General features: G+C 65.0%; 19 protein-coding genes. 17 read left to right on the top strand and 2 right to left on the bottom strand.

The genetic code is table 11. The features are described from left to right. Nucleotides 1–10: 10 nt before the first annotated feature. From AC0L21_RS30965 to AC0L21_RS30945, 5 genes are read left to right on the top strand one after another with little or no spacing between them, the layout of a single operon-like run. Entirely contained in the window at nt 11–826 is an 816-nt protein-coding gene (locus tag AC0L21_RS30965; RefSeq protein ID WP_027570291.1) for an ABC transporter substrate-binding protein, read from the top strand. Beyond that, the gene (locus tag AC0L21_RS30960) at nt 813–1697 is read left to right on the top strand and encodes a polysaccharide deacetylase family protein (RefSeq protein WP_473265528.1); all 885 of its coding nucleotides are present in this window, start codon (nt 813–815) and stop codon (nt 1695–1697) included. Before AC0L21_RS30965 ends, AC0L21_RS30960 begins: the two co-directional genes overlap by 14 nt. Before the next feature lie 8 nt (nt 1698–1705). Beyond that, on the top strand, nt 1706–2356 hold the full coding sequence (locus AC0L21_RS30955) for an aspartate/glutamate racemase family protein (RefSeq protein WP_473265525.1): 651 nt from the start codon (nt 1706–1708) through the stop codon (nt 2354–2356). A 22-nt stretch (nt 2357–2378) separates the two neighbouring features. Continuing rightward, nucleotides 2379–3962: an ABC transporter substrate-binding protein gene (locus AC0L21_RS30950; RefSeq protein WP_473265522.1), complete on the top strand. Its 1584-nt coding sequence runs from the start codon at nt 2379–2381 to the stop codon at nt 3960–3962. Further along, the gene (locus AC0L21_RS30945) at nt 3959–5332 is read left to right on the top strand and encodes an amidohydrolase family protein (RefSeq protein WP_473265519.1); all 1374 of its coding nucleotides are present in this window, start codon (nt 3959–3961) and stop codon (nt 5330–5332) included. Before AC0L21_RS30950 ends, AC0L21_RS30945 begins: the two co-directional genes overlap by 4 nt. On the opposite strand, the gene AC0L21_RS30940 is transcribed toward AC0L21_RS30945, so the two are convergent. Continuing rightward, nucleotides 5322–6236 (bottom strand): LysR substrate-binding domain-containing protein, encoded by a 915-nt coding sequence (locus AC0L21_RS30940; protein WP_473265516.1) that lies wholly within the window; start codon nt 6234–6236, stop codon nt 5322–5324. The genes AC0L21_RS30945 and AC0L21_RS30940 overlap by 11 nt on opposite strands. Before the next feature lie 270 nt (nt 6237–6506). Between AC0L21_RS30940 and AC0L21_RS30935 the strand changes: the two genes are divergently transcribed. Genes AC0L21_RS30935 through AC0L21_RS30895 form a run of 9 tightly spaced genes read left to right on the top strand, consistent with a single transcriptional unit; the run spans nt 6507 to nt 14631 of the window. Then, nucleotides 6507–7541: an ABC transporter substrate-binding protein gene (locus AC0L21_RS30935; protein ID WP_473265513.1), complete on the top strand. Its 1035-nt coding sequence runs from the start codon at nt 6507–6509 to the stop codon at nt 7539–7541. Between the two features lie 23 nt (nt 7542–7564). Further along, the gene (locus tag AC0L21_RS30930) at nt 7565–8599 is read left to right on the top strand and encodes an ABC transporter ATP-binding protein (RefSeq protein WP_473265510.1); all 1035 of its coding nucleotides are present in this window, start codon (nt 7565–7567) and stop codon (nt 8597–8599) included. Then, the gene (locus AC0L21_RS30925) at nt 8596–9471 is read left to right on the top strand and encodes an ABC transporter permease (RefSeq protein WP_473265508.1); all 876 of its coding nucleotides are present in this window, start codon (nt 8596–8598) and stop codon (nt 9469–9471) included. The genes AC0L21_RS30930 and AC0L21_RS30925 overlap by 4 nt, the downstream gene beginning before the upstream one ends. Next, entirely contained in the window at nt 9468–10274 is an 807-nt protein-coding gene (locus AC0L21_RS30920) for an ABC transporter permease (RefSeq protein ID WP_473265507.1), read from the top strand. The genes AC0L21_RS30925 and AC0L21_RS30920 overlap by 4 nt, the downstream gene beginning before the upstream one ends. 8 nt (nt 10275–10282) lie before the next feature. Then, complete coding sequence (locus AC0L21_RS30915) at nt 10283–11419, top strand: NAD(P)/FAD-dependent oxidoreductase (RefSeq protein WP_473265505.1); 1137 nt, start codon at nt 10283–10285, stop codon at nt 11417–11419. 19 nt (nt 11420–11438) lie between these two features. Next, nucleotides 11439–11735, top strand: coding sequence for a (2Fe-2S)-binding protein (locus AC0L21_RS30910; RefSeq protein WP_473265502.1), 297 nt, complete (start codon nt 11439–11441; stop codon nt 11733–11735). Further along, nucleotides 11732–13150 (top strand): FAD/NAD(P)-dependent oxidoreductase, encoded by a 1419-nt coding sequence (locus tag AC0L21_RS30905; RefSeq protein WP_473265500.1) that lies wholly within the window; start codon nt 11732–11734, stop codon nt 13148–13150. The genes AC0L21_RS30910 and AC0L21_RS30905 overlap by 4 nt, the downstream gene beginning before the upstream one ends. Continuing rightward, nucleotides 13147–14268: an NAD(P)/FAD-dependent oxidoreductase gene (locus tag AC0L21_RS30900; protein ID WP_473265497.1), complete on the top strand. Its 1122-nt coding sequence runs from the start codon at nt 13147–13149 to the stop codon at nt 14266–14268. The genes AC0L21_RS30905 and AC0L21_RS30900 overlap by 4 nt, the downstream gene beginning before the upstream one ends. A 15-nt stretch (nt 14269–14283) precedes the next feature. After that, complete coding sequence (locus AC0L21_RS30895) at nt 14284–14631, top strand: RidA family protein (RefSeq protein WP_007596366.1); 348 nt, start codon at nt 14284–14286, stop codon at nt 14629–14631. Nucleotides 14632–14894: 263 nt separating this feature from the next. Here the strand turns inward: AC0L21_RS30895 and AC0L21_RS30890 are convergent, their stop codons facing one another. Next, nucleotides 14895–16229, bottom strand: a complete 1335-nt coding sequence (locus tag AC0L21_RS30890; protein WP_354204657.1) for a dicarboxylate/amino acid:cation symporter — start codon at nt 16227–16229, stop codon at nt 14895–14897. A 125-nt stretch (nt 16230–16354) separates the two neighbouring features. Between AC0L21_RS30890 and AC0L21_RS30885 the strand changes: the two genes are divergently transcribed. From AC0L21_RS30885 to AC0L21_RS30875, 3 genes are all read left to right on the top strand, one after another. Next, nucleotides 16355–17674, top strand: a complete 1320-nt coding sequence (locus AC0L21_RS30885; RefSeq protein WP_473265494.1) for a solute carrier family 23 protein — start codon at nt 16355–16357, stop codon at nt 17672–17674. 74 nt (nt 17675–17748) lie between these two features. Further along, nucleotides 17749–18585 (top strand): SDR family oxidoreductase, encoded by an 837-nt coding sequence (locus tag AC0L21_RS30880; RefSeq protein ID WP_473265491.1) that lies wholly within the window; start codon nt 17749–17751, stop codon nt 18583–18585. Between the two features lie 52 nt (nt 18586–18637). Further along, nucleotides 18638–19444, top strand: a complete 807-nt coding sequence (locus AC0L21_RS30875) for an NAD-dependent protein deacetylase (RefSeq protein WP_473265489.1) — start codon at nt 18638–18640, stop codon at nt 19442–19444. Nucleotides 19445–19582 lie beyond the last annotated feature (138 nt).

Raw genomic sequence — 19582 nt, 5'->3', positions numbered from 1 at the left:
GGGCGTATCGATGAAGAGACTTCTGGTTACGGCGGCACTCGTTGGCGCCATGAGCGCTCCGGTCATGGCGGTCGAGCTGCCGGCGGAGATCGCCAAGCGCGGCAGCATCAAGGTCGCGCTGGTGCCGAACTATCCGCCGATGGAGTTCCGCGATCCCGCCACCAACGCGTTGTCCGGCTTCGACATCGATCTCGGCGAGGCCATCGGCCGCAAGCTCGGCGTCAAGATCGAATGGCAGGAGACCAGCTTTGCCGAGTTCATGCCGTCGATCTCGACCGGGCGGGTGGACGCCATCCTGTCCGGCTTCACGGACTATGCCAGCCGGCACGAGATCGCGTCCTTCGTCGATTATCTGCGCAGCGGTCCGCAGTTCTTCGTGCAGCAGTCGCGTAAGGCGGAGTTCAAGGACGCGGCCGCGCTCTGTGGCAAGAAGGTCGGCGCCAGCCGCCGCACCATGTTCCCGGCGCAGATCGCGGCCTGGAGCGAGAAGAATTGCGGCACCAATCCGATCCAGTTCGTCGGCACCGACGGCTCGGCCGATGCCCGCACCCAGCTCAGGCAGGGCCGCATCGATGCCGCCGCCCAGGGCAACGAGACGCTGCCCTACATCATGGATCTCGAGCCCGGCACCTATGCGACCGTGGGCGAGCCCATCGCGCAGCAATTCACCGGCATCGCTCTGCCGGTCAAGGAAAAGGCGCTGCAGCAAGCGATGCTGGAGGCGGTCGATGCGCTGATCGCGGACGGCACCTATCGCACGCTGCTCGCTAAGTGGAAACTGACCGACAACGCACTCGAAAAGGCGACCCTCAATGCTGGACAGTAAGGCACTCCAGAGCATCCCGCTCACCCCAGCCAACACCGCGGATCCTGCGCCGGAATACCCTTGGCCGAAGCCGTACAACTCGGCGATGTTCCTGTCGTTCGACGTGGACGCGGAGAGCGCCTGGACCAGCAAGGACGCGATGCATGCGCAGCGGCTCATCACCATGAGCTATGGCGGCTATGAGGCGCGCGTCGGCACGCCGAAGCTCCTGGAGCTGCTCGACCAGCTGGATCTCAAGGCGACCTTCTTCGTCACGGGATGGTCGGTCGACGCGCATCCGGCGATGGCCGAGGCCATTCTCAAGGCCGGTCACGAGATCGGCCACCACGGTTATCACCATCTCCTTCCCGATCCCGGCGATCCCTGGATCGAGGAGGAGCTTGAGCGCGGCTTCGAGACGCTCAAGCGCCGGCTTGGCGTCAAGCCGACCGGCTATCGCGCGCCCTACGGCGAGTTCACCGAGGAGCTGCGGGTGGCGTTGGTGCGACACGGCATCGTCTACACCTCCTCGTTTCGCGACGACGTGCGTCCCTATCGCCATCGTCTCGCAGACGGCAAGCCGGGCACGATCGAGCTGCCGGTGACCGCAAGCTATGACGACTGGATGCACGGCCTGTCCGCGCGCTTCAGTCCGCGCTCGATTTTCCCCAAGGAGCATGTGCTTTCGATCTGGAAGGACGAGCTTGACGAAGTCCGCGACTGGGGCGCGATGGTGACGACCGTGCTGCATCCGCAATGCAGCGGTCGACCGATGCGGCTGCGCCTCCTGCGTGAGTTCCTGACCTACGCAAGGTCGTGCCCGGATGTCTGGATCACGACCGGTGAGAAGATCGCGGCCAACTTCCTGCGCCACGAGGCCGGAAAAAGCTGAGCCACGCCATGACCCGCATCCTCGTCATCAACCCCAACTCCTCCGCATCGGTGACGGCGGCGATCGATGACGCCGTCGCGCCGCTGCGCATCGTCGGCGGACCCGCAATCGAGGTCGTCGGCGTTGCCGAGGGGCCGCCGGGCATCAGCTCGCAGCGCGACGCCGACAGCGTCGTCATGCCGCTGGTCAATCGCGTCACGCGCGACGATGCGGATGCCTTCGTGCTCGCCTGCTTCAGTGATCCCGGCCTGCATGCGGTGCGCGAGGCCGCCGGCGGGCGCCCGGTGATGGGCATCGCCGAGTGCGGCATCTTTCGCGCGCTGATGCTGGGCGAACGTTTTGGAATCATCGCGCTGTCGCCGTCGAGCATTCGCCGCCAACAGCGGATGGCGCGGGTGATGGGCGTCGATAGTCGTTATGCCGGAAGCTGGTCGGTCGGCGCGAGCGCCGCGGAGACGGCAGGCGCGGACATCCGGGGACGGTTGATCGAAGCAGGCCGCGCGCTGGTCTCGCAATGCCGCGCCGATGTCGTGGTGATGGGCTGCGCCGGGATGGCCTCGCATCGCGCGGCGATTGCGGAGGCGATCGGCGTGCCCGTGGTCGAGCCGGCGCAGCAGGCGGTGGCCGCTGCGATCGGTGCGGTGTTGTTGAACGCGTAAGATCCTTCAGGAGCCTCGTGCAATGCCCCTCTCCCGTCGTTCGCTCCTCAAGGCCGCAGCCGCTGTGCCGGCGCTGTCATTTCCGGGCATCCTGCGCGCCGAATCCCAGACGACGCTGCGCTTCATTCCGGTGATCGACCTCGCTTTCGTCGACCCCATCTATTCCACGGCACAGGTGTCGCGAAACCACGGCTTCATGGTCTACGACACGCTCTACGGCATGAGCTCCTCCCTGCAGGTCTCGCCGCAGATGCTGTCGGGCCATGTCGTCTCCGGCGACGGGCTGCAATGGGACCTCAGCTTGCGCGATGGCCTGTTCTGGCACGACGGCGAGCGCGTGCTTGCGCGGGACTGCGTCGCGAGCATCCGCCGCTGGGCCGCGCGCGACGGCTTTGGCGGTGAGCTGATGGAGGCGACGGACGAACTGTCGGCCACTGACGACCGCACCATCCGCTTCCGCCTCAAGCGTCCGTTCCCGCTGCTGCCGCAGGCGCTGGGCAAGGCCGCGATCAACGCGTGCTTCATGATGCCGGAGCGGCTGGCGAGCCAGGATCCATTCAAGCCGCTGACCGAAGTGATCGGTAGCGGCCCGTTCCGTTATCTCGCCGACGAGCGCGTGCAGGGTGCGCGCAACGCCTATGCCAAATTCGAGCGCTATCAGCCGCGTAGCGACGGCAAGCCGGATTGGACCGCGGGTCCCAAGATCGTGCACTACGATCGGGTGATCTGGACCACCACGCCCGATGCGGGCACCGGCGTCGCCGCGCTGCAGACCGGCGAGCAGGACTGGCAGGAGACCACGCCGCACGACCTGCTGCCGATCATCAAGGCGGCCGGCGACATCGAGACGCGCATCCTCGATCCCCGGGGTTATGCCTGCATGCTGCGTCTCAATCATCTCCAGCCGCCGTTCGACAATCCCGCCGTTCGCCGCGCGCTCCTGGGCGCGATCGATCAATCCGCCTTCATGACCGCGGTGGCCGGTACCGATCCGAACTTTCAGGTCTCCCCCATCGGCTATTTCGCGCCGAATACCCCGATGGCGAGCGATGTCGGCCTCGACGTGTTCCGCGGCCCGCGTGACTACGCCAAGGTGAAGGCCGATCTCAAGGCCGCCGGCTATAATGGCGAGAAGATCGTGGTGCTCGTGCCCACCAACTCGTTGGCGCAGAAGCCGCTTGGAGAGATCGCCGTCGATTCCTTGCGCAAGGCCGGCATGAACGTCGAATATGCCGGGCTCGATTTCGCGGTGGTGTTGCAGCGCCAGATCAAGAAAGATCCAATCGGTCAGGGCGGCTGGAGCGCGGCGGTCGGCAACTGGCAGGGCATCGACTGGCTCAATCCGGCCGGCAACACCAACATCCGCGGCGAAGGCAAGGTCGCCGGCTGGTATGCGAGCGAGAAGATGGCCGGCCTGCGCAGCCAGTGGCTGGCGGCCTCCGAGCTCGCGGAGCAGCAGCGCATCTGCCGTGAGATCCAGGCGGTGGCTTTCCAGGAAATCCCCTATATTCCGATCGGCCTGTACAAGCAGCCGACCGCCTATCGCAAAGCCGTCACCGGCATTCTCGACGGCACCGCCGTCTTCTGGAACGTACGCCCCGCATGAGCACCTCAGCAATTTTCGGCAGCTATGTGCTGTCTCGCAAGGACGGCGCGCAGGATGTGTTGCGCGACCATTGGGTTCTGGTCGAAGGCAAGAAGATCGCCGCGATTGCGCGCGATAAGCCGCGCGCGGACGAGGTGCATGACCGTCCCGGCCGATTCGTGCTGCCGGGCCTGCTGAACCTGCACAATCACTGCTTCTCGGAAGCGGTGGCGCGCAGTCACACCGAGGACGGCAATGGCCGCCGCAACAACCAGAGCATCGTCTACACGGTGCTGCTGCCGCTGACCAAGCGCGGCGCCGAAATACTGTCGACGGAGGAGCGCCTGGCTGTCGCGAGGCTCGGCATACTCCAGCTCCTCAAGGGCGGCGCCACCACGGTGATGGAGCCGTTCCGCAACTCGATCCCCGAGATGTTCGACGCGGCGGAAGAGATGGGTATCCGCTTCCACGGCGCGCCCTATCTGTTCTCGACGTCCGACGCCAAGGCGGGTCCGGACGGCGTGGTTCGCTATTCCGGCGATGACGGCACCGCCGACATGGCGACGTGGGATGCGCTCTATCAGCGCTGGAACAACCGGGGCGACGGCCGCATCAGTCTCGCGATGAGCCCGCATGCGACCGACACCTGCGGTCCCGATCTGCTGAAGGCCTGCGCGACGCGAGCGCGCGAGCTCGGCGTCCCCATCACGACCCACATGGCGCAGAGCCGTGCCGAGGTCGAGACCATCGGCAAGCGCTATGGTGGCCGCACGCCGGCGCAATATCTGGACTGGCTCGGCCTGCTTGCGCCCGATCTGATGGCGGCGCATTGCATGTTCAGCAGCGACGACGATCTCAAGCTGATGGCCGCGCGCGGCATGACGGTTCTCAACTGCCCGCGCGTGTTCGCGCGCGCCGGCGTCACCGCCGCGTTTAGCCGGTTCGCGGAGCACGGCGTGCGCACCGTGGTCGGTACCGACGGCTACAATATGGACCTGCTCGGCGAGCTCAACGCGGCGTCACTGATCTCCAAGATCACCTCGGCGCGCGCCGATGTCGCGAACGCGCCCGAGTTGATCGAGGCGAACACGGCGATCGCCGCCGATGTCATCAAGCGGCCCGATCTCGGCCGGATCGAGCCGGGCGCGACCGCCGACCTCACGATCGTCGATCTTACCCATCCGCATCTTCAGCCGTTGTTCGATCCGCGCCGCGCACTGATCGCACTCGCCAATCGCGCCAATATCGCTCAGGTCATGGTCGACGGCCGCATGCTGGTCGATGCCGGGCATTATCTCGGCGCTGACGAGGCGGCGATCACGGCGGCGGGGACCGCTGCGATCGGCAAGATCTGGGACCTGCCGGAAGCGCAGGCGGCGTTCAACGGCTGAGGGTTGGCTCGTCGAATTCGGCGAGCGCCTTGCGCATGGTCTCGACCAGATCCAGCGCCACCGGCGAGGGGCTGCGCTGCGCCGGAAAGACGGCCGAGAATTCGAAGTCGATGCGCGGCAGGAAGCGGCGCACGACGACGCCGCGCGTGGAAAATTCCTGCGCAGTGAAGGGATCGCAGATCGCAACGCCAAGTCCCGACGACACCATGCCGCACATGATTTCAGATAGCGTGGTCTCGACCCTGAGCACGCGGCGGACGTCGTGGCGATGGAAGACCTGGTCGACGAGGTGGCGACTCGACGAGCCCGCCGACAGCGAGATGAAAGTCTCGCTCTCGAAATCGCGGGGCTCCAGCACTTCCTTTTCCGCGAGGCGGTGACCGGTGGGCAGTACAGCCACACGCGCGGGCGCCGGCAGCTTCTGGCTCGGCAAGCCCGAATGCGCGATCGGCACCTCGGCAAAGCCGACGTCGCATTGGTTGTTCAGCACCCAATCGACCACGATCGGTGAGATCACGCCGAAGAAAGCGAGGTTGAGGTTCGGCCGCTCCTTCAGGAAGTGCCCGGTGAGCCGCGGCAAATAGCCATTCGACAGTGCTGGCAGTGCCGCAATCCGCAGCGAGCCGGTGCGGCGGCCGCGAATTTCTTCGGCTGCCGCGGTGATGCGTTCGAGGCCGACAAAGGAGCGCTCGACTTCGGTGTAGAGTGCCATGGCCGCAGCGGTCGGCACGAGGCCGGTGCCGCGCCGCTCGAACAGCTCCATCTTCAACAGCGCCTGGAGGTCGCGCAGCAAGCGGCTGACCGCCGGCTGCGTCACTTTCATCAGCGCCGCCGCCTCAGTCACGCTGCCGGTCAGCATCGTCGCCCGGAAGGCCTCCACCTGCCGCGAATTGATCCGCGCCATCCCGAACTCCATCCATAACATTTAGGCATGCAGAGGCTGCCATTATTCATTGGACGATGGAAGCCGGAGTTTGCGATCTTTTTCATCAGAGCTGGAGACGGCCCGCTTTTTCGGCAGATTGGAGGGGTTCGACCTCCGGATCGCGCCAAAACCCGCCGAGCAGGGACCGGAGCCCTGGTCCGAGAGGGTCTGCGCGGAAGGAAATGCGGAAGGTTCAGCCAGCGAGACTCGTCGACGCGTCACCTCATCCCGGTATGGAGATCGGACCACATGAAGACTTTTCGCCTTCTGACAGCGGTCAGCATCGCGGCACTCATCGCCGCCCCGTCGGTCGCCACGGCCCAGCAAAAGACGCTCTATGTCGCCGGCTATGGCGGCTCGTTCGAGAAGACCATTCGTGACGAGGTGATCCCGGCCTTCGAGAAGGAGAACGGCGTCAAGGTCGAGTACGTCGCCGGCAACTCCACCGACACGCTGGCAAAGCTGCAGGCGCAGAAGGGCAACCAGCAGATCGACGTCGCCATCGTCGACGACGGCCCGATGTACCAAGCGATCCAGCTCGGCTTCTGCGGCAAGCTCGAGGGCTTGCCGACCGATCTCTACGACACCGCGCGCTTCAAGGACGATCGTGCGGTCGCGATCGGCATCGTCGCCACCGGCCTGATGTACAACACCAAGGTGTTTGCCGAAAAAGGGTGGGCGCCGCCGACATCGTGGAACGATCTCAAGGACACGAAATACGCCAAGCAGCTCGTGATCCCGCCGATCAACAACACCTATGGCCTCGAAGCCCTGGTGATGCTGTCGAAGATGAATGGCGGTGGCGAGACCAACGTCGATTCCGGATTCAAGATCTTCAAGGAGCAGATCAATCCGAACGTGCTCGCCTATGAGCCGTCGCCGGGCAAGATGACCGAGCTGTTCCAGTCCGGCCAGGCCGTGATCGCCGTGTGGGGCACGGGCCGCGTGCAGAGTTTTGCCAATACCGGTTTCCCCGTCGACTTCGTCTACCCGAAGGAGGGCGCCGCGACGTTGCTGACGACCGCCTGTCCGATCGCCAAGCCGAACGCCTCGCCGCTTGCGTCCAGCTTCGTCAAGATGCTGCTCGAACCCAAGATCCAGCTCGTGATGCTGAAGGATTACGGCTACGGCCCGGTGCTGAAATCGCTGGTGATCCCGCCCGAGCTCGGCAAGATGGCGCCGATCGGCGAGCGTGCCGCAAAGCTGTATAATCCGGACTGGACCGTCATCAACGAGAAGCGCGAGGAATGGACCAAGCGCTGGAATCGCGAGGTCGAGCGCTGATCGGTCATCCCGGAGACAGTGCGATGGCCTATCTCGAGCTCGAAGGGGTCGCCAAGCAATTCGGAGCGCAGACTGTCGTCGACGACTTCAGTCTCGCGGTGGGGAAGGGGGAGTTCATCTCCTTTCTCGGCCCCTCCGGCTGCGGCAAGACAACGACCCTGCAGATGATCGCGGGCTTCCTCGATCCCAGCCGCGGCGCGATCCGGCTGGAGGACAAGGATCTGACCGCGATCCATCCGGCCAAACGCGGGCTCGGGATCGTGTTCCAGAGCTACGCGCTGTTTCCGCACATGACCGCGGCCGAGAATGTCGCCTTCGGCCTCGAGATGCGCAATGTCCCGCGCGGCGAACGGACCGAGCGGGTCCGCGCCGCGCTCGCGATGGTCGGACTTGCCGGCTACGAGGATCGTCATCCGCGCCGCATGTCCGGCGGCCAGCAGCAGCGCGTGGCACTGGCGCGCGCGCTGGTGATCAAGCCGAGCGTATTGCTGCTCGACGAGCCGCTATCGAATCTCGACGCCAAGCTGCGTGAGGAAATGCAGATCGAGCTGCGCCAGATCCAGCGCACCATCGGCACCACCACGATCCTCGTCACCCACGACCAGAACGAGGCGATGTCGCTGTCCGACCGCATCGTGGTGATGAGCCAGGGCCGGATCGAGCAGATCGGCACGCCGCAGGAGACCTACGAGCGGCCGGCATCGGCCTTCGTCTCGCAGTTTTTGGGCAAGACCAACGACTTTGCCGCGACGATCGATCGGACGAGTGCGCCTGCGCGATTGATCGCCGGGTCGTGGAGCGCGCCTGCGCCTGCCGCGCTCAGCGGTCCCGTCACTATCAGCATTCGCCCCGAGCGGATCGACTTTGGCGACGCAGGCCTCAGCGCAAAGATCGTCACGCGCATCTTCCAGGGCAATCACTGGCTGTTCCAGTGCGAGAGCGAGTGTGGCCCGGCGACTGTGATCCGCCAGAATGACGGCCGATCGCAGCCGGTCGAAGGCGAGGCCGTTCACCTCACCTGGCGGCCGGAAGACATGGGCGTGAGGGGCGTCGCATGAGCGCCTCTGCCGAGGAACGAAACGCACGCACCCCCTGGGCGCTGACTGCGCCCGCTTTGATGCTGTTCTTTGGCGTGCTCCTGATTCCACTCGCGATGACCGTGATGCTGTCGTTCCACGATTGGGGCCAGTACAAGGGCATCGAGCCGGTCTTCATCCTCAAGAACTGGCACGAGATCGTAACCGATCCCTACTACGCCGAGATGTTCTGGCGGACGTTTCGCATCGCGATCCTGACCACGCTGCTCACGGCCGTGCTCGGTGCGCCCGAAGCCTACATCCTCAACCGCATGGATGGACGCTGGAAGAGCATCTTCCTGCTGGTCATCCTGGGGCCGCTGTTGATTTCCGTAGTCGCGCGCACGCTCGGCTGGGCGCTGCTGTTCGGCGGCAACAACGGCCTCGTCAACAAGCTGTTGATGTCGGCCGGGCTGATCCGCGCGCCCATCCCCTTCATGTTCACCGAAACCGGCATGGTGGTCGCACTTGCGCATGTGATGATGCCATTCATGGTGCTGTCGGTGTGGGCGGCGCTGCAGCGTCTCGATCCGCAGATCGAGAATGCCGCGATGTCGCTCGGCGCCGGCCCCGTGACCATCATCCGTCGCATCATCATGCCGCAGATCATGCCGGGCGTGCTGTCGGGGGCGATCATCGTGTTTTCGCTCTCGGCCAGCGCGTTCGCGACGCCCGCGATCATCGGCGGCCGTCGGCTCAAGGTCGCGGCGACGCTGGCTTATGACGAGTTCCTCAACACGCTGAACTGGCCGCTGGGTGCCGCAGTCGCCACGCTGCTGCTGGCCGCGCTGGTCTTGATCGTCGTCGGCAGCAACGCGCTGATCGAGCGTCGCTACGCGGAGGTGTTCCGATGAGCCGGAACGGACCGCTGGCGCTGATCTTTCACACCGTCTTCGTCATCGTCATGGTGGCGCCGATCCTCGTCGTTTGCCTCGTTGCGTTCACGCCAGAAGGCTTCCTGTCGCTGCCGACAAACGGCTTTTCGTTGCGCTGGTTCAGGGCGATCGCCAACTATCCTGAATTCGTCCATGCTTTCTGGGTCAGTCTTGGCCTTGGCGCACTGTCCTCCTTCGTGGCGCTGCTGTTCGCGGTGCCTGCCGCGCTCGCGATCGCGCGCTATCGGTTCCGCGGCCGTAATGCGCTCGCGGCCCTCTTTCTCTCGCCGCTGATGATCCCGCATGTCGTGCTCGGCATCGCCTTCCTGCGCTTCTTCACCTCGGCTGGCCTCGGCGGCAGCTTCGCCGCGCTGATCATCGCGCATGTCATCATCGTGTTTCCGTTCGCGCTGCGGCTGACGCTGGCGGCGGCGACCGGTATGGACCTTTCGGTCGAGATGGCGGCGGTCTCTCTCGGTGCCGGCGGCTGGACGCTGTTCCGCCGCGTGACGCTGCCGCTGATCTTGCCCGGCGTCATCAGCGGCTGGGCGCTCGCCTTCATCCAGTCCTTCGACGATCTCACCATGACCGTCTTCCTCGCGGCACCCGGCACCGAAACACTGCCGGTGCGCATGTTCCTCTATATCCAGGACAACATCGATCCGCTGGTGACGTCGGTCTCGGCCTGCGTGATCGCGATCACCATGACCGCCCTCATTCTGCTCGACCGCTTCTACGGGCTCGACCGCGTGCTCGCCGGCAAGGGCGATACAGGGCGATAGGAGAATCCATGCGAACAGATTACGACGTCGCCGTCGTCGGCGGCGGATTGCTCGGCTCCGCCATCGCCTGGGGCCTCGGCCGGCTCGGCAAGCGCGTCGCCGTGCTCGACGAAGGCGACATCACCAAGCGAGCCTCGCGGGCGAACTTTGCACTGGTCTGGGTCCAGAGCAAAGGGCTTGGCATGCCCGCCTATACGGTCTGGACCGTGCAGGCGTCGCAGGCGTGGGGCCGGCTCGCGTCCGAGCTGAAACAGCAGACCGGCCTGAATGTGTCGCTTCAACAAAATGGCGGCTTTCATCTGACGCTCGGCGACGACGAATTCGGCCAGCGCGCCGAGCTGGTCAAGCGCATGCACAATCAGACCGGCGCCGCCGACTACAAGATGGAGATGCTGCCGGCGTCCGAGGTGAAGAAGGCGCTGCCGCTGATCGGACCTGAAGTTTCCGGCGGCAGTTATTGTCCGCTCGACGGTCACGTCAATTCGCTGCGCACGTTTCGTGCGTTCCACACCGGCTTTAGGGCATTCGGCATCGATTATCTTCCGGAGCGTCCGGTCTCGGCGATCAGCCAGAGCGGCGGTGAATTTCGCCTGACGACGCCGCAGGGCGAGCTCCGTGCCGCCAAGATCGTGCTCGCCGCCGGCAATGCCAACCAGACGCTGGCGCCGATGGTCGGCCTTTACGCCCCGATGGGCCCGACCCGTGGCCAGATCGTGGTGACCGAGCGCACCATGCCGTTTCTGCCGCATCCGCTGACCACGATCCGCCAGACCGACGAGGGCACGGTGATGATCGGCGACAGCAAGGAAGACGAGCTCGACGATCGCACGATGAAGCATTCGATCAGCGCCGTGATGACCGATCGTGCCCAGCGCATGTTTCCGCATCTCGCGCGGCTCAACGTGGTCAGGAGCTGGGCCGGCATCCGCGTCATGCCGCAGGACGGCTTTCCGATCTACGACCAGTCGGAAACGCATCCCGGCGCCTTCGTCGCCTGCTGCCATTCCGGCGTGACGCTCGCCTCCAACCACGCTTTCGAGATCGCGCGGATGGTTGCGCAGGGCGCGCTCGAGCCGGAGCTGGTCGGTGCGTTCTCTGCCAGCCGTTTTGGCGCTGCCGGTGCCGCGAACAACAGCGGCTACTAGGGATATTGAAGGAACCCAGATGTTCAAACGATCCGAACAGGACAAACGGCCGTCGGTGCAAATCTTCGTCGATGGCGTTGTCGTGGCGGCGCGGCAGGGCGACACAGTCTCCGCGGCGCTGCTGGCCTCGAGCTGCGATGCACGCCGTTCGACCGCGGTGAGCGGCGCGCCGCGTTTGCCCTATTGCATGATGGGCGTGTGCTTCGATTGCCTCGTCACCATCGATGGCGTCGGCAACCGACAGGGCTGCCTGGTGCCGGTCGCTGAGGGCATGCAGATCGAGATTCAGAAGGGCAAGCGGGAGATCGGAAAATGACTGTGGCTCCCAAGCGCGAAGAATACGACGTCGTGGTGATCGGGGCCGGGCCTGCCGGCCTTGCCGCTGCTGCGACGTCCGCCGAAGCGGGCCTGTCGACGCTGCTGCTCGACGAGAATGTCGGGCCCGGCGGACAGGTGTTCCGCGCCATCTCCTCGACGCCGGTGACCGAGCGCAATCAGCTCGGCGCCGACTATTGGGCGGGCGCCGATCTCGTGCAGGCGCTGCGCGCGAGCGACGCCGAGGTGATTCACCGCGCCACGGTCTGGAGCCTCGACCGCAATCTCGACATCGCGGTCTCGATCGGCGGCGCCTCAGCGTTCGTCAAGGCGAAGCGCGTGATCCTCGCGACCGGCGCGCTGGAACGGCCGTTCCCGATTCCGGGCTGGACACTACCGGGCGTGATGACCGCGGGCGCCGCGCAGACGATGTTGAAATCATCGGCCCTGGTGCCTGACGGACACACGGTGATCGCGGGGCAGGGGCCGTTGCTCTGGCTGCTCGCCGCGCAGATCTTGCGTCTCGGCGGCCGCATCGATCGCATTCTCGACACCACCGAGCGCGGCAATTATTTCGCGGCTCTCCCCTACGCCTTTGCCTTCGTGACCTCGCCCTATTTCGCCAAGGGCCTGTCGATGATGCGCGAGGTGAAGGCGAAGGTGCAGGTCGTCTCCGGTGTCACCGAGCTTGCGGCCTCTGGCGACGGCCAACTCGCGAATGTCAGCTATGTCGCGGGTGGCAAGCGCGAGACCATCCCCGCGGAACTGCTATTGCTCCATCAAGGCGTCGTGCCCAACGTCAATCTGGCGATGGCGGCCGGAATCGAGCATCGCTGGGATGATCTGCAATTGTGCTGGTCTCCGGTGCTCGATGCCAGCGGCAATTCGTCGGTCGCCGGCATTGCGATTGCCGGCGACGGCGCCGGCATCGGCGGCGCGAACGCAGCCGTGGTGCGCGGCCGCATCGCGGCACGCGCGGCACTGGAGGCGTTGGCGCCTGCGGCTGCCACAAAACTTGCGCCGATGGCGAGCCTCCGCGCCGATCTCGCCAAGTCCGAGCGTGGCCGCGTTTTCCTCGACACGCTGTTCCGTCCGGCGCCTCAGTTTCGCATTCCCGCGGGCGACACCATCGTCTGTCGCTGCGAGGAGGTCACCGCAAAGGATATTCTCGACGCCGTCGCGATCGGCGCGACCGGGCCGAACCAGCTCAAGGCCTATCGCCGCACCGGCATGGGTCCGTGCCAGGGCCGGCTCTGCGGCCTCACCGTCACCGAGCTGATGGCGCAGGCGCGGGACAAGAGCCCGCAGGAGATCGGCTATTACCGGCTGCGCGCGCCGGTCAAGCCGATCACGCTCGCCGAGCTTGCCGCGGTTCCGAAGAGCGAAGACGACATCAAGGCGGTGGTGCGCGGATGACGAAAAACGTGGATGCGATCGTCGTCGGCGGCGGCATCCACGGGTGCTCGACTGCGCTGCATCTGTGTCTGGCCGGCTTGAAGCCAGTGCTGATCGAGAAGGACTATGCCGGCCGCCACGCCTCCGGCGTCAACGCAGGCGGCGTGCGCCAACTCGCGCGGCACATCCCCGAAATCCCGCTGTCGATCCGCTCGATGGGAATCTGGGAGAAGATCACCGATCTCCTCGACGACGATTGCAGCTTTGAGAGCTATGGCCAGGTCCTCGTCGCAGAGAACGAGGAGGAACTCGCGGTCTGCCGCGCACGTGTGGCCGAGCTCAACGCGCTCGGCTTCACCCACGAGGAGCTGATCGATGCGGCCGAGCTGCGGCGCCTCGTGCCTGCCGTCGCTGAGACCTGTCCCGGCGGCGTGGTCTCGCGCCGCGACGGTGCGGCCAATCCCGCGCAGGCAACGACGGCGTTCCGGCGCAAGGCCGGCCAGCTCGGTGCGATCGTTCGCGAGGGCATTGCGGCCACGAACATCCGGCACACCGACGGCCTCTGGCGTGTCGATGTCGGCGCCGAGAGCTTTGCCGCGCCGGTGCTCGTCAATGCCGCCGGCGCCTGGGCCGGAACCATCGCAGCGGCGCTCGGTGAGCCCGTTCCGGTCGAGAGCGTGGCGCCGATGCTGATGATCACCTCGCGCGTGCCGCATTTCATCGACCCCGTCGTGATCCTGCGCGGACGCAAACTGTCCTTCAAGCAATTCAAGAACGGCACGGTGCTGATCGGCGGCGGCCATCTGGCGACGCCCTATCAGGATCGCAACGAGACGGTGCTGGACTGGAAAAGCCTCGCAACCAGCGCGCGCACCGTGTTCGAGTTGTTCCCGGTCATGCGCAGCGCGACGATCGTCCGCGCCTGGGCCGGCATCGAGGCCAAGACGAAGGACGATCTGCCCGTGTTCGGGCCGAGCAGCCGCCACAAGGGCCTCTATCACCAGTTCGGCTTCTCGCTGCACGGTTTCCAGCTCGGCCCCGGCGCCGGCGCCGTCATGGCGGAGCTGATCGTCAACGGCGGCACCCAGACCCGCATCGGCGATCTCGGCATCGACCGTTTCCATCCTTCCACGCTCTAGCATCAAGAGGACATCATGAGCATTACCCGCAGCATCCGCACGCCCATCATGCACCGCGCCGTCGAAGCCAACGGCTTTGTCTTCATCGGCGGTACCATCGCCGACGACACCTCGGTGTCGATGGGCGAGCAGACCCGCAACATCCTCGGCAAGATCGCCGGCTATCTGAAGGAGGCGGGCACCGACAAGTCGCGCGTCGTGAGCACCTCGATCTTCGTCACGGACCTTTCCAAGAAGAAGGAGATGGACGCGGTCTGGACCGAGTTCTTCGGCGACAATCTGCCGACCCGCGCCACCGTCGGCGTCGCCGATCTCGGCGGCAGCGCGCTGATCGAGGTCGTGGTCACCGCCCTCAAGGGCTAACGGCGTCTGCCGATGGCGACTGAAGCCGGGCGTCCAGCCGCCGGAATGAGGATGCCAATCCGGGCCGTCGACGGCGCGCCGGTCGCGGCGTCGACCTTTGCAGTGATTTTCAAAAACCCGACGCCCTGCCCCCAGCGCGTCGGGTGGAAAACATGAGTATCAATCCGTGATCCCAACGCAATTGTTGTGACTCGCGACGCGCCAATTTACCACTCCGGGAAACTACCGCGTTGGAACCGGACTCCGCCAAACCCGCGCGCGGCCTAGGAGGCGGCGCTGCCGCCCGGTTCAAGCGCCTCACCCATCTCCAGCGGATGGGCCATGGTCTCGTGCAGCGCATCACGGTCGAGCTCGCCTTCGGAGATGCTGATGACGACGCAGGCGACGCCGTTACCGATCAGATTGGTCAGCGCGCGGCACTCGCTCATGAACTTGTCGATGCCGACCAGGATCGCGATCGACTGGATCGGGATGTCGGGCACGATCGAGAGCGTAGCCGCGAGCGTGATGAAGCCTGCCCCGGTCACGCCCGAGGCGCCCTTTGAGGTGATCATGGCGATGCCCAAAATGCCGAGCTCCTGCCAGATGGTCAGATGGGTATTGGTCGCCTGCGCCAGGAATAGCGTCGCCAGCGTCATGTAGATGTTGGTGCCGTCGAGGTTGAAGCTGTAACCGGTTGGAATGACGAGGCCGACCACCGAGCGCGAAGCGCCGAGATGCTCCATCTTCTGGATCATCTGCGGCAGCACCGTTTCGGACGACGAGGTGCCGAGCACGATCAGCAGCTCGTCCTTGATGTAGGCGATGAAACGCAGGATCGAGAAGCCGGCGAGCCGCGCGATTGCGCCGAGCACGACTACAACGAACAGGATGCTGGTGAGATAGAACGTGCCGATCAGGGCTGCGAGGTTGAGCAGCGAACCGAGGCCGTAAGCCCCGACGGTGAAGGCCATTGCGCCGAACGCCCCGATCGGCGCGACGCGCACGATGATGCGAATGATGCCGAAGAACATCTTTGCGGCCTTGTCGATCGCCTCCGCAATGGGCTCGCCGGCCTTGCCGAGAAAGGCAATGGCGAAGCCCGACAGGATCGAGATCAGCAGCACCTGCAACAGATCGCCGCGTGCGATGGCGCCAAGATAGCTGTCGGGGATGATCGCCATCAGATGGGCGACGATGCCTTCTTCCTTGGCCTTGGTGACGTAGGTCGCCACCGATTTCGGGTCGATCGTGGCGGGATCGATGTTGAAGCCGTGTCCGGGCTGGAGCACCTCGCCGACCAGCAGGCCAACCGCGAGCGCCACTGTCGAGACCGTCTCGAAATAGATCAGCGACTTCAGCCCGACCCGGCCGACGCGCTTGAGGTCACCCATCGAGGAGATGCCGTGCACCACCGTGCAGAAGATCACCGGCGCGATCATCATCTTGATCAGCGCGATGAAGCCGTCACCGAGCGGCTTCAGGGCCTTGCCGAGATCGGGATAGAAATAGCCGACGAGCACCCCGAGCGCGATCGCGATCAGCACCTGGATGTAGAGGATCTTGTACCAGGGCTGGTGCCGCCGGTGGATGGCTGGCTGGATCGCAATCTGTGTCATAGAATACGCCCCGGAACGTATTGATCTTGTTTGATTTGCATCATGTGATGGCCGCCGCAGAAGCGACAATCACATTTTTGTCTGTTCGCACGAAGATCGGTCGCTGCACCGCAACTGGGGGGAACATGCCGATTGCAAGGGGCTCCGACGAGCGAGCGCAAGGCTATTTCCCGCATTGGACTCTGAAGTCCTCCGGCGTGATCATGCCCGAGGAGCGGCTGCCGCTTGGCCAGACCGTGGTCTCCGGTCTCCAGCATTGCGTCGCAATGTCAGGCTCGACGATCATCGCGCCGCTGCTGATGGGGTTCGATCCCAATGTTGCGGTGCTGTTTTCCGGCATCGGCACGCTGATCTTCTTCGTCGTCGTCGCGGGGCGCGTGCCGAGCTATCTCGGCTCGAGCTTCGCGTTCATCGCGGTCGTCATCGCCGCCACCGGCTATGCCGGGCACGGGCCGAACCCGAACCTGTCGGTTGCGCTTGGCGGGATCGTCGGAGCGGGCGTCCTCTACGGCATGATCGCGCTGATCGTGATGTGGTCGGGGGTTGGCTGGGTCGAGAGGCTGTTGCCGCCGGTCGTCACCGGCGCGGTGGTCGCCGCGATCGGCCTCAACCTTGCACCGGTGGCGGTGAAGGCCGTGAGCGCCAATGCGTTCGACACAGGAATCGGGCTCGCGACCGTTCTGATCATCGGCGTGGTTGCCGTTGGCGCACCTGGCTTGTGGCGCCGCCTGCCGATCATTCTCGGCGCGATCGGCGGATATCTTTTGTACCTGCTGTTCGCGAACGGCCTCGGCTTCGGCAAGCCGATCGACTTCACGCAAGTTTCAGCTGCGCCGTGGATCGGCCTGCCGAACTTCACCACGCCGACCTTCCAGACCGATGCGATCTTCTTGATCGCGCCCGTTGCGATCATCCTCGTCGCCGAGAACCTCGGTCACATCAAGGCGGTCGGCGCCATGACGGGCCGGAGCCTCGATGACTATCTCGGCCGCGCCTTGCTCGCCGACAGCCTCGCGACCATCGTGGCGGCCTGCGGCGGCGGCACCGGCGTCACCACCTACGCGGAGAACATCGGCGTCATGGCGGCGACGAAGGTCTATTCGACGTTGCTGTTTGCCTTCGCGGCCCTGGTGTCGATCGTGCTCGGCTTCTCGCCGAAATTCGGCGCGCTGGTCCTGTCGATCCCGGGTCCCGTCATCGGTGGGCTCTCGATCGTGCTGTTCGGATTGATCGCCGCGATGGCCGGCCGGATCTGGGTCGAGAACAAGGTCGACTTCTCAAGTCCGGCAAACCTGATCACCGTCGCCGTGGCGCTGACCGCAGGCGCCGGCGACCTCACACTCAAATTCGGCGCCTTCACGATCGGCGGGATCGGCACCGCAACCTTTGGCGCCATCATCCTGTACCAGATCCTGACTTCGCGACTGGCTCGCCGCCAAGGGTGAATCCCAGTGTTGCGCGGGGGGATGGAACAAAACGCCGGTTCCCTCCATGTTGATGTGTCCCCCGGAGAAGAACGATGCCACATACTGACCGCTCGACCACCTTTTCCTCGCGCCTCGTCGGCCAATACGCGTTGGTGACCGGCGCCTCCCAAGGCATCGGGCGCGCCGTCGCAATCAGGCTCGCGCAGGAAGGTGCGTCCGTCGCCATCAACTATGTCGATCATCCCGAAAAGGCGGAGGAGGTGCTCGCCCTGGCGCGTACGGCATCGAGCGATCGCGGCCATGGCAAGCTCGATCACACCATCGTCAAGGCCGACGTCAGCAGCGAGCAGGACGTCGCTGCAATGTTCGAGACGATCCTGGCGCGCTGGAAGCGCCTCGACTGCCTGGTCAACAATGCGGGCTTCCAGCGGGAATCGCCGAGCGAGGCGCTCGACATCGACACCTATCGCCGCATCATCGACGTCAATCTCAACGGCGCCGTGCTCTGCGCGCAGAAGGCGCTTGCCCATTTCGTCGCGCGCGGCGGAGGCGGCAGCATCATCAATTGCTCCAGCGTGCACCAGATCATCCCGAAACCGGGCTACCTCGCTTATTCCATCAGCAAGGGCGGCATGGCCAATCTGACGCGTACGCTGGCGCTGGAATTTGCCGGCCGTGGCATTCGCGTCAATGCGGTCGGCCCCGGTGCGATCGACACGCCGATCAACGCGGCGTGGACCGGCGATCCGGAAAAGCGCGGCGTGGTCACCAGCCACATTCCGCTCGGCCGCGTCGGCACGCCGGAAGAAATCGCCGCCGTGTTCGCCTTCCTCGCCTCGGATGAGGCCAGTTACATCACCGGGCAAACCGTCTATGCCTGCGGAGGCCTGACGCTGTTTCCCGAGTTTCGCGAGAACTGGGCGAGCTAGCGGGCTTCCTTGCCATCTGGCAAAACCGAGCGCAGCAGACTACATCTGCGCCATGGAAAAAGCTCCGCTCGAAGACTTCGTCCACCGGCACGAAAATCTGTTCGTGCTGACCGGCGCCGGCTGTAGCACCAATTCGGGCATTCCCGATTATCGCGACAGACATGGTAACTGGAAGCGGACCCAGCCGGTGAACTTCCAGGCTTTCATGTCGGAAGAGCATACGCGTCGGCGCTATTGGGCGCGCAGCCTGATCGGCTGGCGGCGGTTCGGCCAGGCCAGGCCGAACGATGCGCATCACGCGCTTGCCCGGCTCGAGGCTAGCGGGCGTTGCGAGATGCTGCTGACCCAGAACGTCGACCGGCTGCATCAATCCGCCGGCCACCGCCAGGTGATCGACCTGCACGGCCGGCTGGACCTCGTCCGCTGCATGGGCTGCGGAGCGAAGACGCCGCGCAACGAATTCCAGGACAGGCTCGGCCGCGCCAATGCAGCATGGCTCACGCTCGATGCCGCGGATGCGCCGGACGGCGACGCCGATCTCGAGCACGCCGACTTTTCGTCGTTCAAGGTGCCGCCTTGCGAAGCCTGCGGCGGCATCCTCAAGCCTGATGTGGTGTTCTTCGGCGAGAACGTCCCGCGCGACGTGGTCGCAACCGCGCAGGATCATCTGGCGCAGGCCGACGCCATGCTCATCGTCGGCTCGTCACTGATGGTCTATTCCGGCTTCCGCTTCGTGCAGGCTGCCGCGCAACGGCAAATCCCGATCGCTGCGGTCAATCTGGGACGCACCCGCGCCGATGATCTCCTCGCGCTGAAGGTCGAGGAGCGCTGCGAAGCGGCGCTTGCATTCCTGCTCTGATCGCGCGGGCTGCGAACACGCCTTGCCTATTGCATGGGTGCCAAGCAGAATAGCTGGATGCAGCATGTTTCTGTCGTCCATGGCATGGAAATTGCTGCGCTTTTGTCCTCAGTCTTGACGATCAGCACGGAGAATTTG

This window comes from Bradyrhizobium sp. WSM4873 (genome assembly GCF_055811355.1).
The sequence above is the reverse complement of the archived record's forward strand: the minus strand, read 5'-3'. Positions and strand labels throughout refer to the sequence as shown.

Coding starts and splice junctions, on each gene's coding strand:
- AC0L21_RS30895 (WP_007596366.1), top strand. CDS start 14,284: ATGAGCATTACCCGCAGCATCCGCACGCCCATCATGCACCGCGCCGTC.
- AC0L21_RS30920 (WP_473265507.1), top strand. CDS start 9,468: ATGAGCCGGAACGGACCGCTGGCGCTGATCTTTCACACCGTCTTCGTC.
- AC0L21_RS30885 (WP_473265494.1), top strand. CDS start 16,355: ATGCCGATTGCAAGGGGCTCCGACGAGCGAGCGCAAGGCTATTTCCCG.
- AC0L21_RS30945 (WP_473265519.1), top strand. CDS start 3,959: ATGAGCACCTCAGCAATTTTCGGCAGCTATGTGCTGTCTCGCAAGGAC.
- AC0L21_RS30875 (WP_473265489.1), top strand. CDS start 18,638: ATGGAAAAAGCTCCGCTCGAAGACTTCGTCCACCGGCACGAAAATCTG.
- AC0L21_RS30940 (WP_473265516.1), bottom strand. CDS start 6,236: ATGGCGCGGATCAATTCGCGGCAGGTGGAGGCCTTCCGGGCGACGATG.
- AC0L21_RS30950 (WP_473265522.1), top strand. CDS start 2,379: ATGCCCCTCTCCCGTCGTTCGCTCCTCAAGGCCGCAGCCGCTGTGCCG.
- AC0L21_RS30910 (WP_473265502.1), top strand. CDS start 11,439: ATGTTCAAACGATCCGAACAGGACAAACGGCCGTCGGTGCAAATCTTC.
- AC0L21_RS30915 (WP_473265505.1), top strand. CDS start 10,283: ATGCGAACAGATTACGACGTCGCCGTCGTCGGCGGCGGATTGCTCGGC.
- AC0L21_RS30925 (WP_473265508.1), top strand. CDS start 8,596: ATGAGCGCCTCTGCCGAGGAACGAAACGCACGCACCCCCTGGGCGCTG.
- AC0L21_RS30935 (WP_473265513.1), top strand. CDS start 6,507: ATGAAGACTTTTCGCCTTCTGACAGCGGTCAGCATCGCGGCACTCATC.
- AC0L21_RS30890 (WP_354204657.1), bottom strand. CDS start 16,229: ATGACACAGATTGCGATCCAGCCAGCCATCCACCGGCGGCACCAGCCC.
- AC0L21_RS30930 (WP_473265510.1), top strand. CDS start 7,565: ATGGCCTATCTCGAGCTCGAAGGGGTCGCCAAGCAATTCGGAGCGCAG.
- AC0L21_RS30880 (WP_473265491.1), top strand. CDS start 17,749: ATGCCACATACTGACCGCTCGACCACCTTTTCCTCGCGCCTCGTCGGC.
- AC0L21_RS30900 (WP_473265497.1), top strand. CDS start 13,147: ATGACGAAAAACGTGGATGCGATCGTCGTCGGCGGCGGCATCCACGGG.
- AC0L21_RS30960 (WP_473265528.1), top strand. CDS start 813: ATGCTGGACAGTAAGGCACTCCAGAGCATCCCGCTCACCCCAGCCAAC.
- AC0L21_RS30965 (WP_027570291.1), top strand. CDS start 11: ATGAAGAGACTTCTGGTTACGGCGGCACTCGTTGGCGCCATGAGCGCT.
- AC0L21_RS30905 (WP_473265500.1), top strand. CDS start 11,732: ATGACTGTGGCTCCCAAGCGCGAAGAATACGACGTCGTGGTGATCGGG.
- AC0L21_RS30955 (WP_473265525.1), top strand. CDS start 1,706: ATGACCCGCATCCTCGTCATCAACCCCAACTCCTCCGCATCGGTGACG.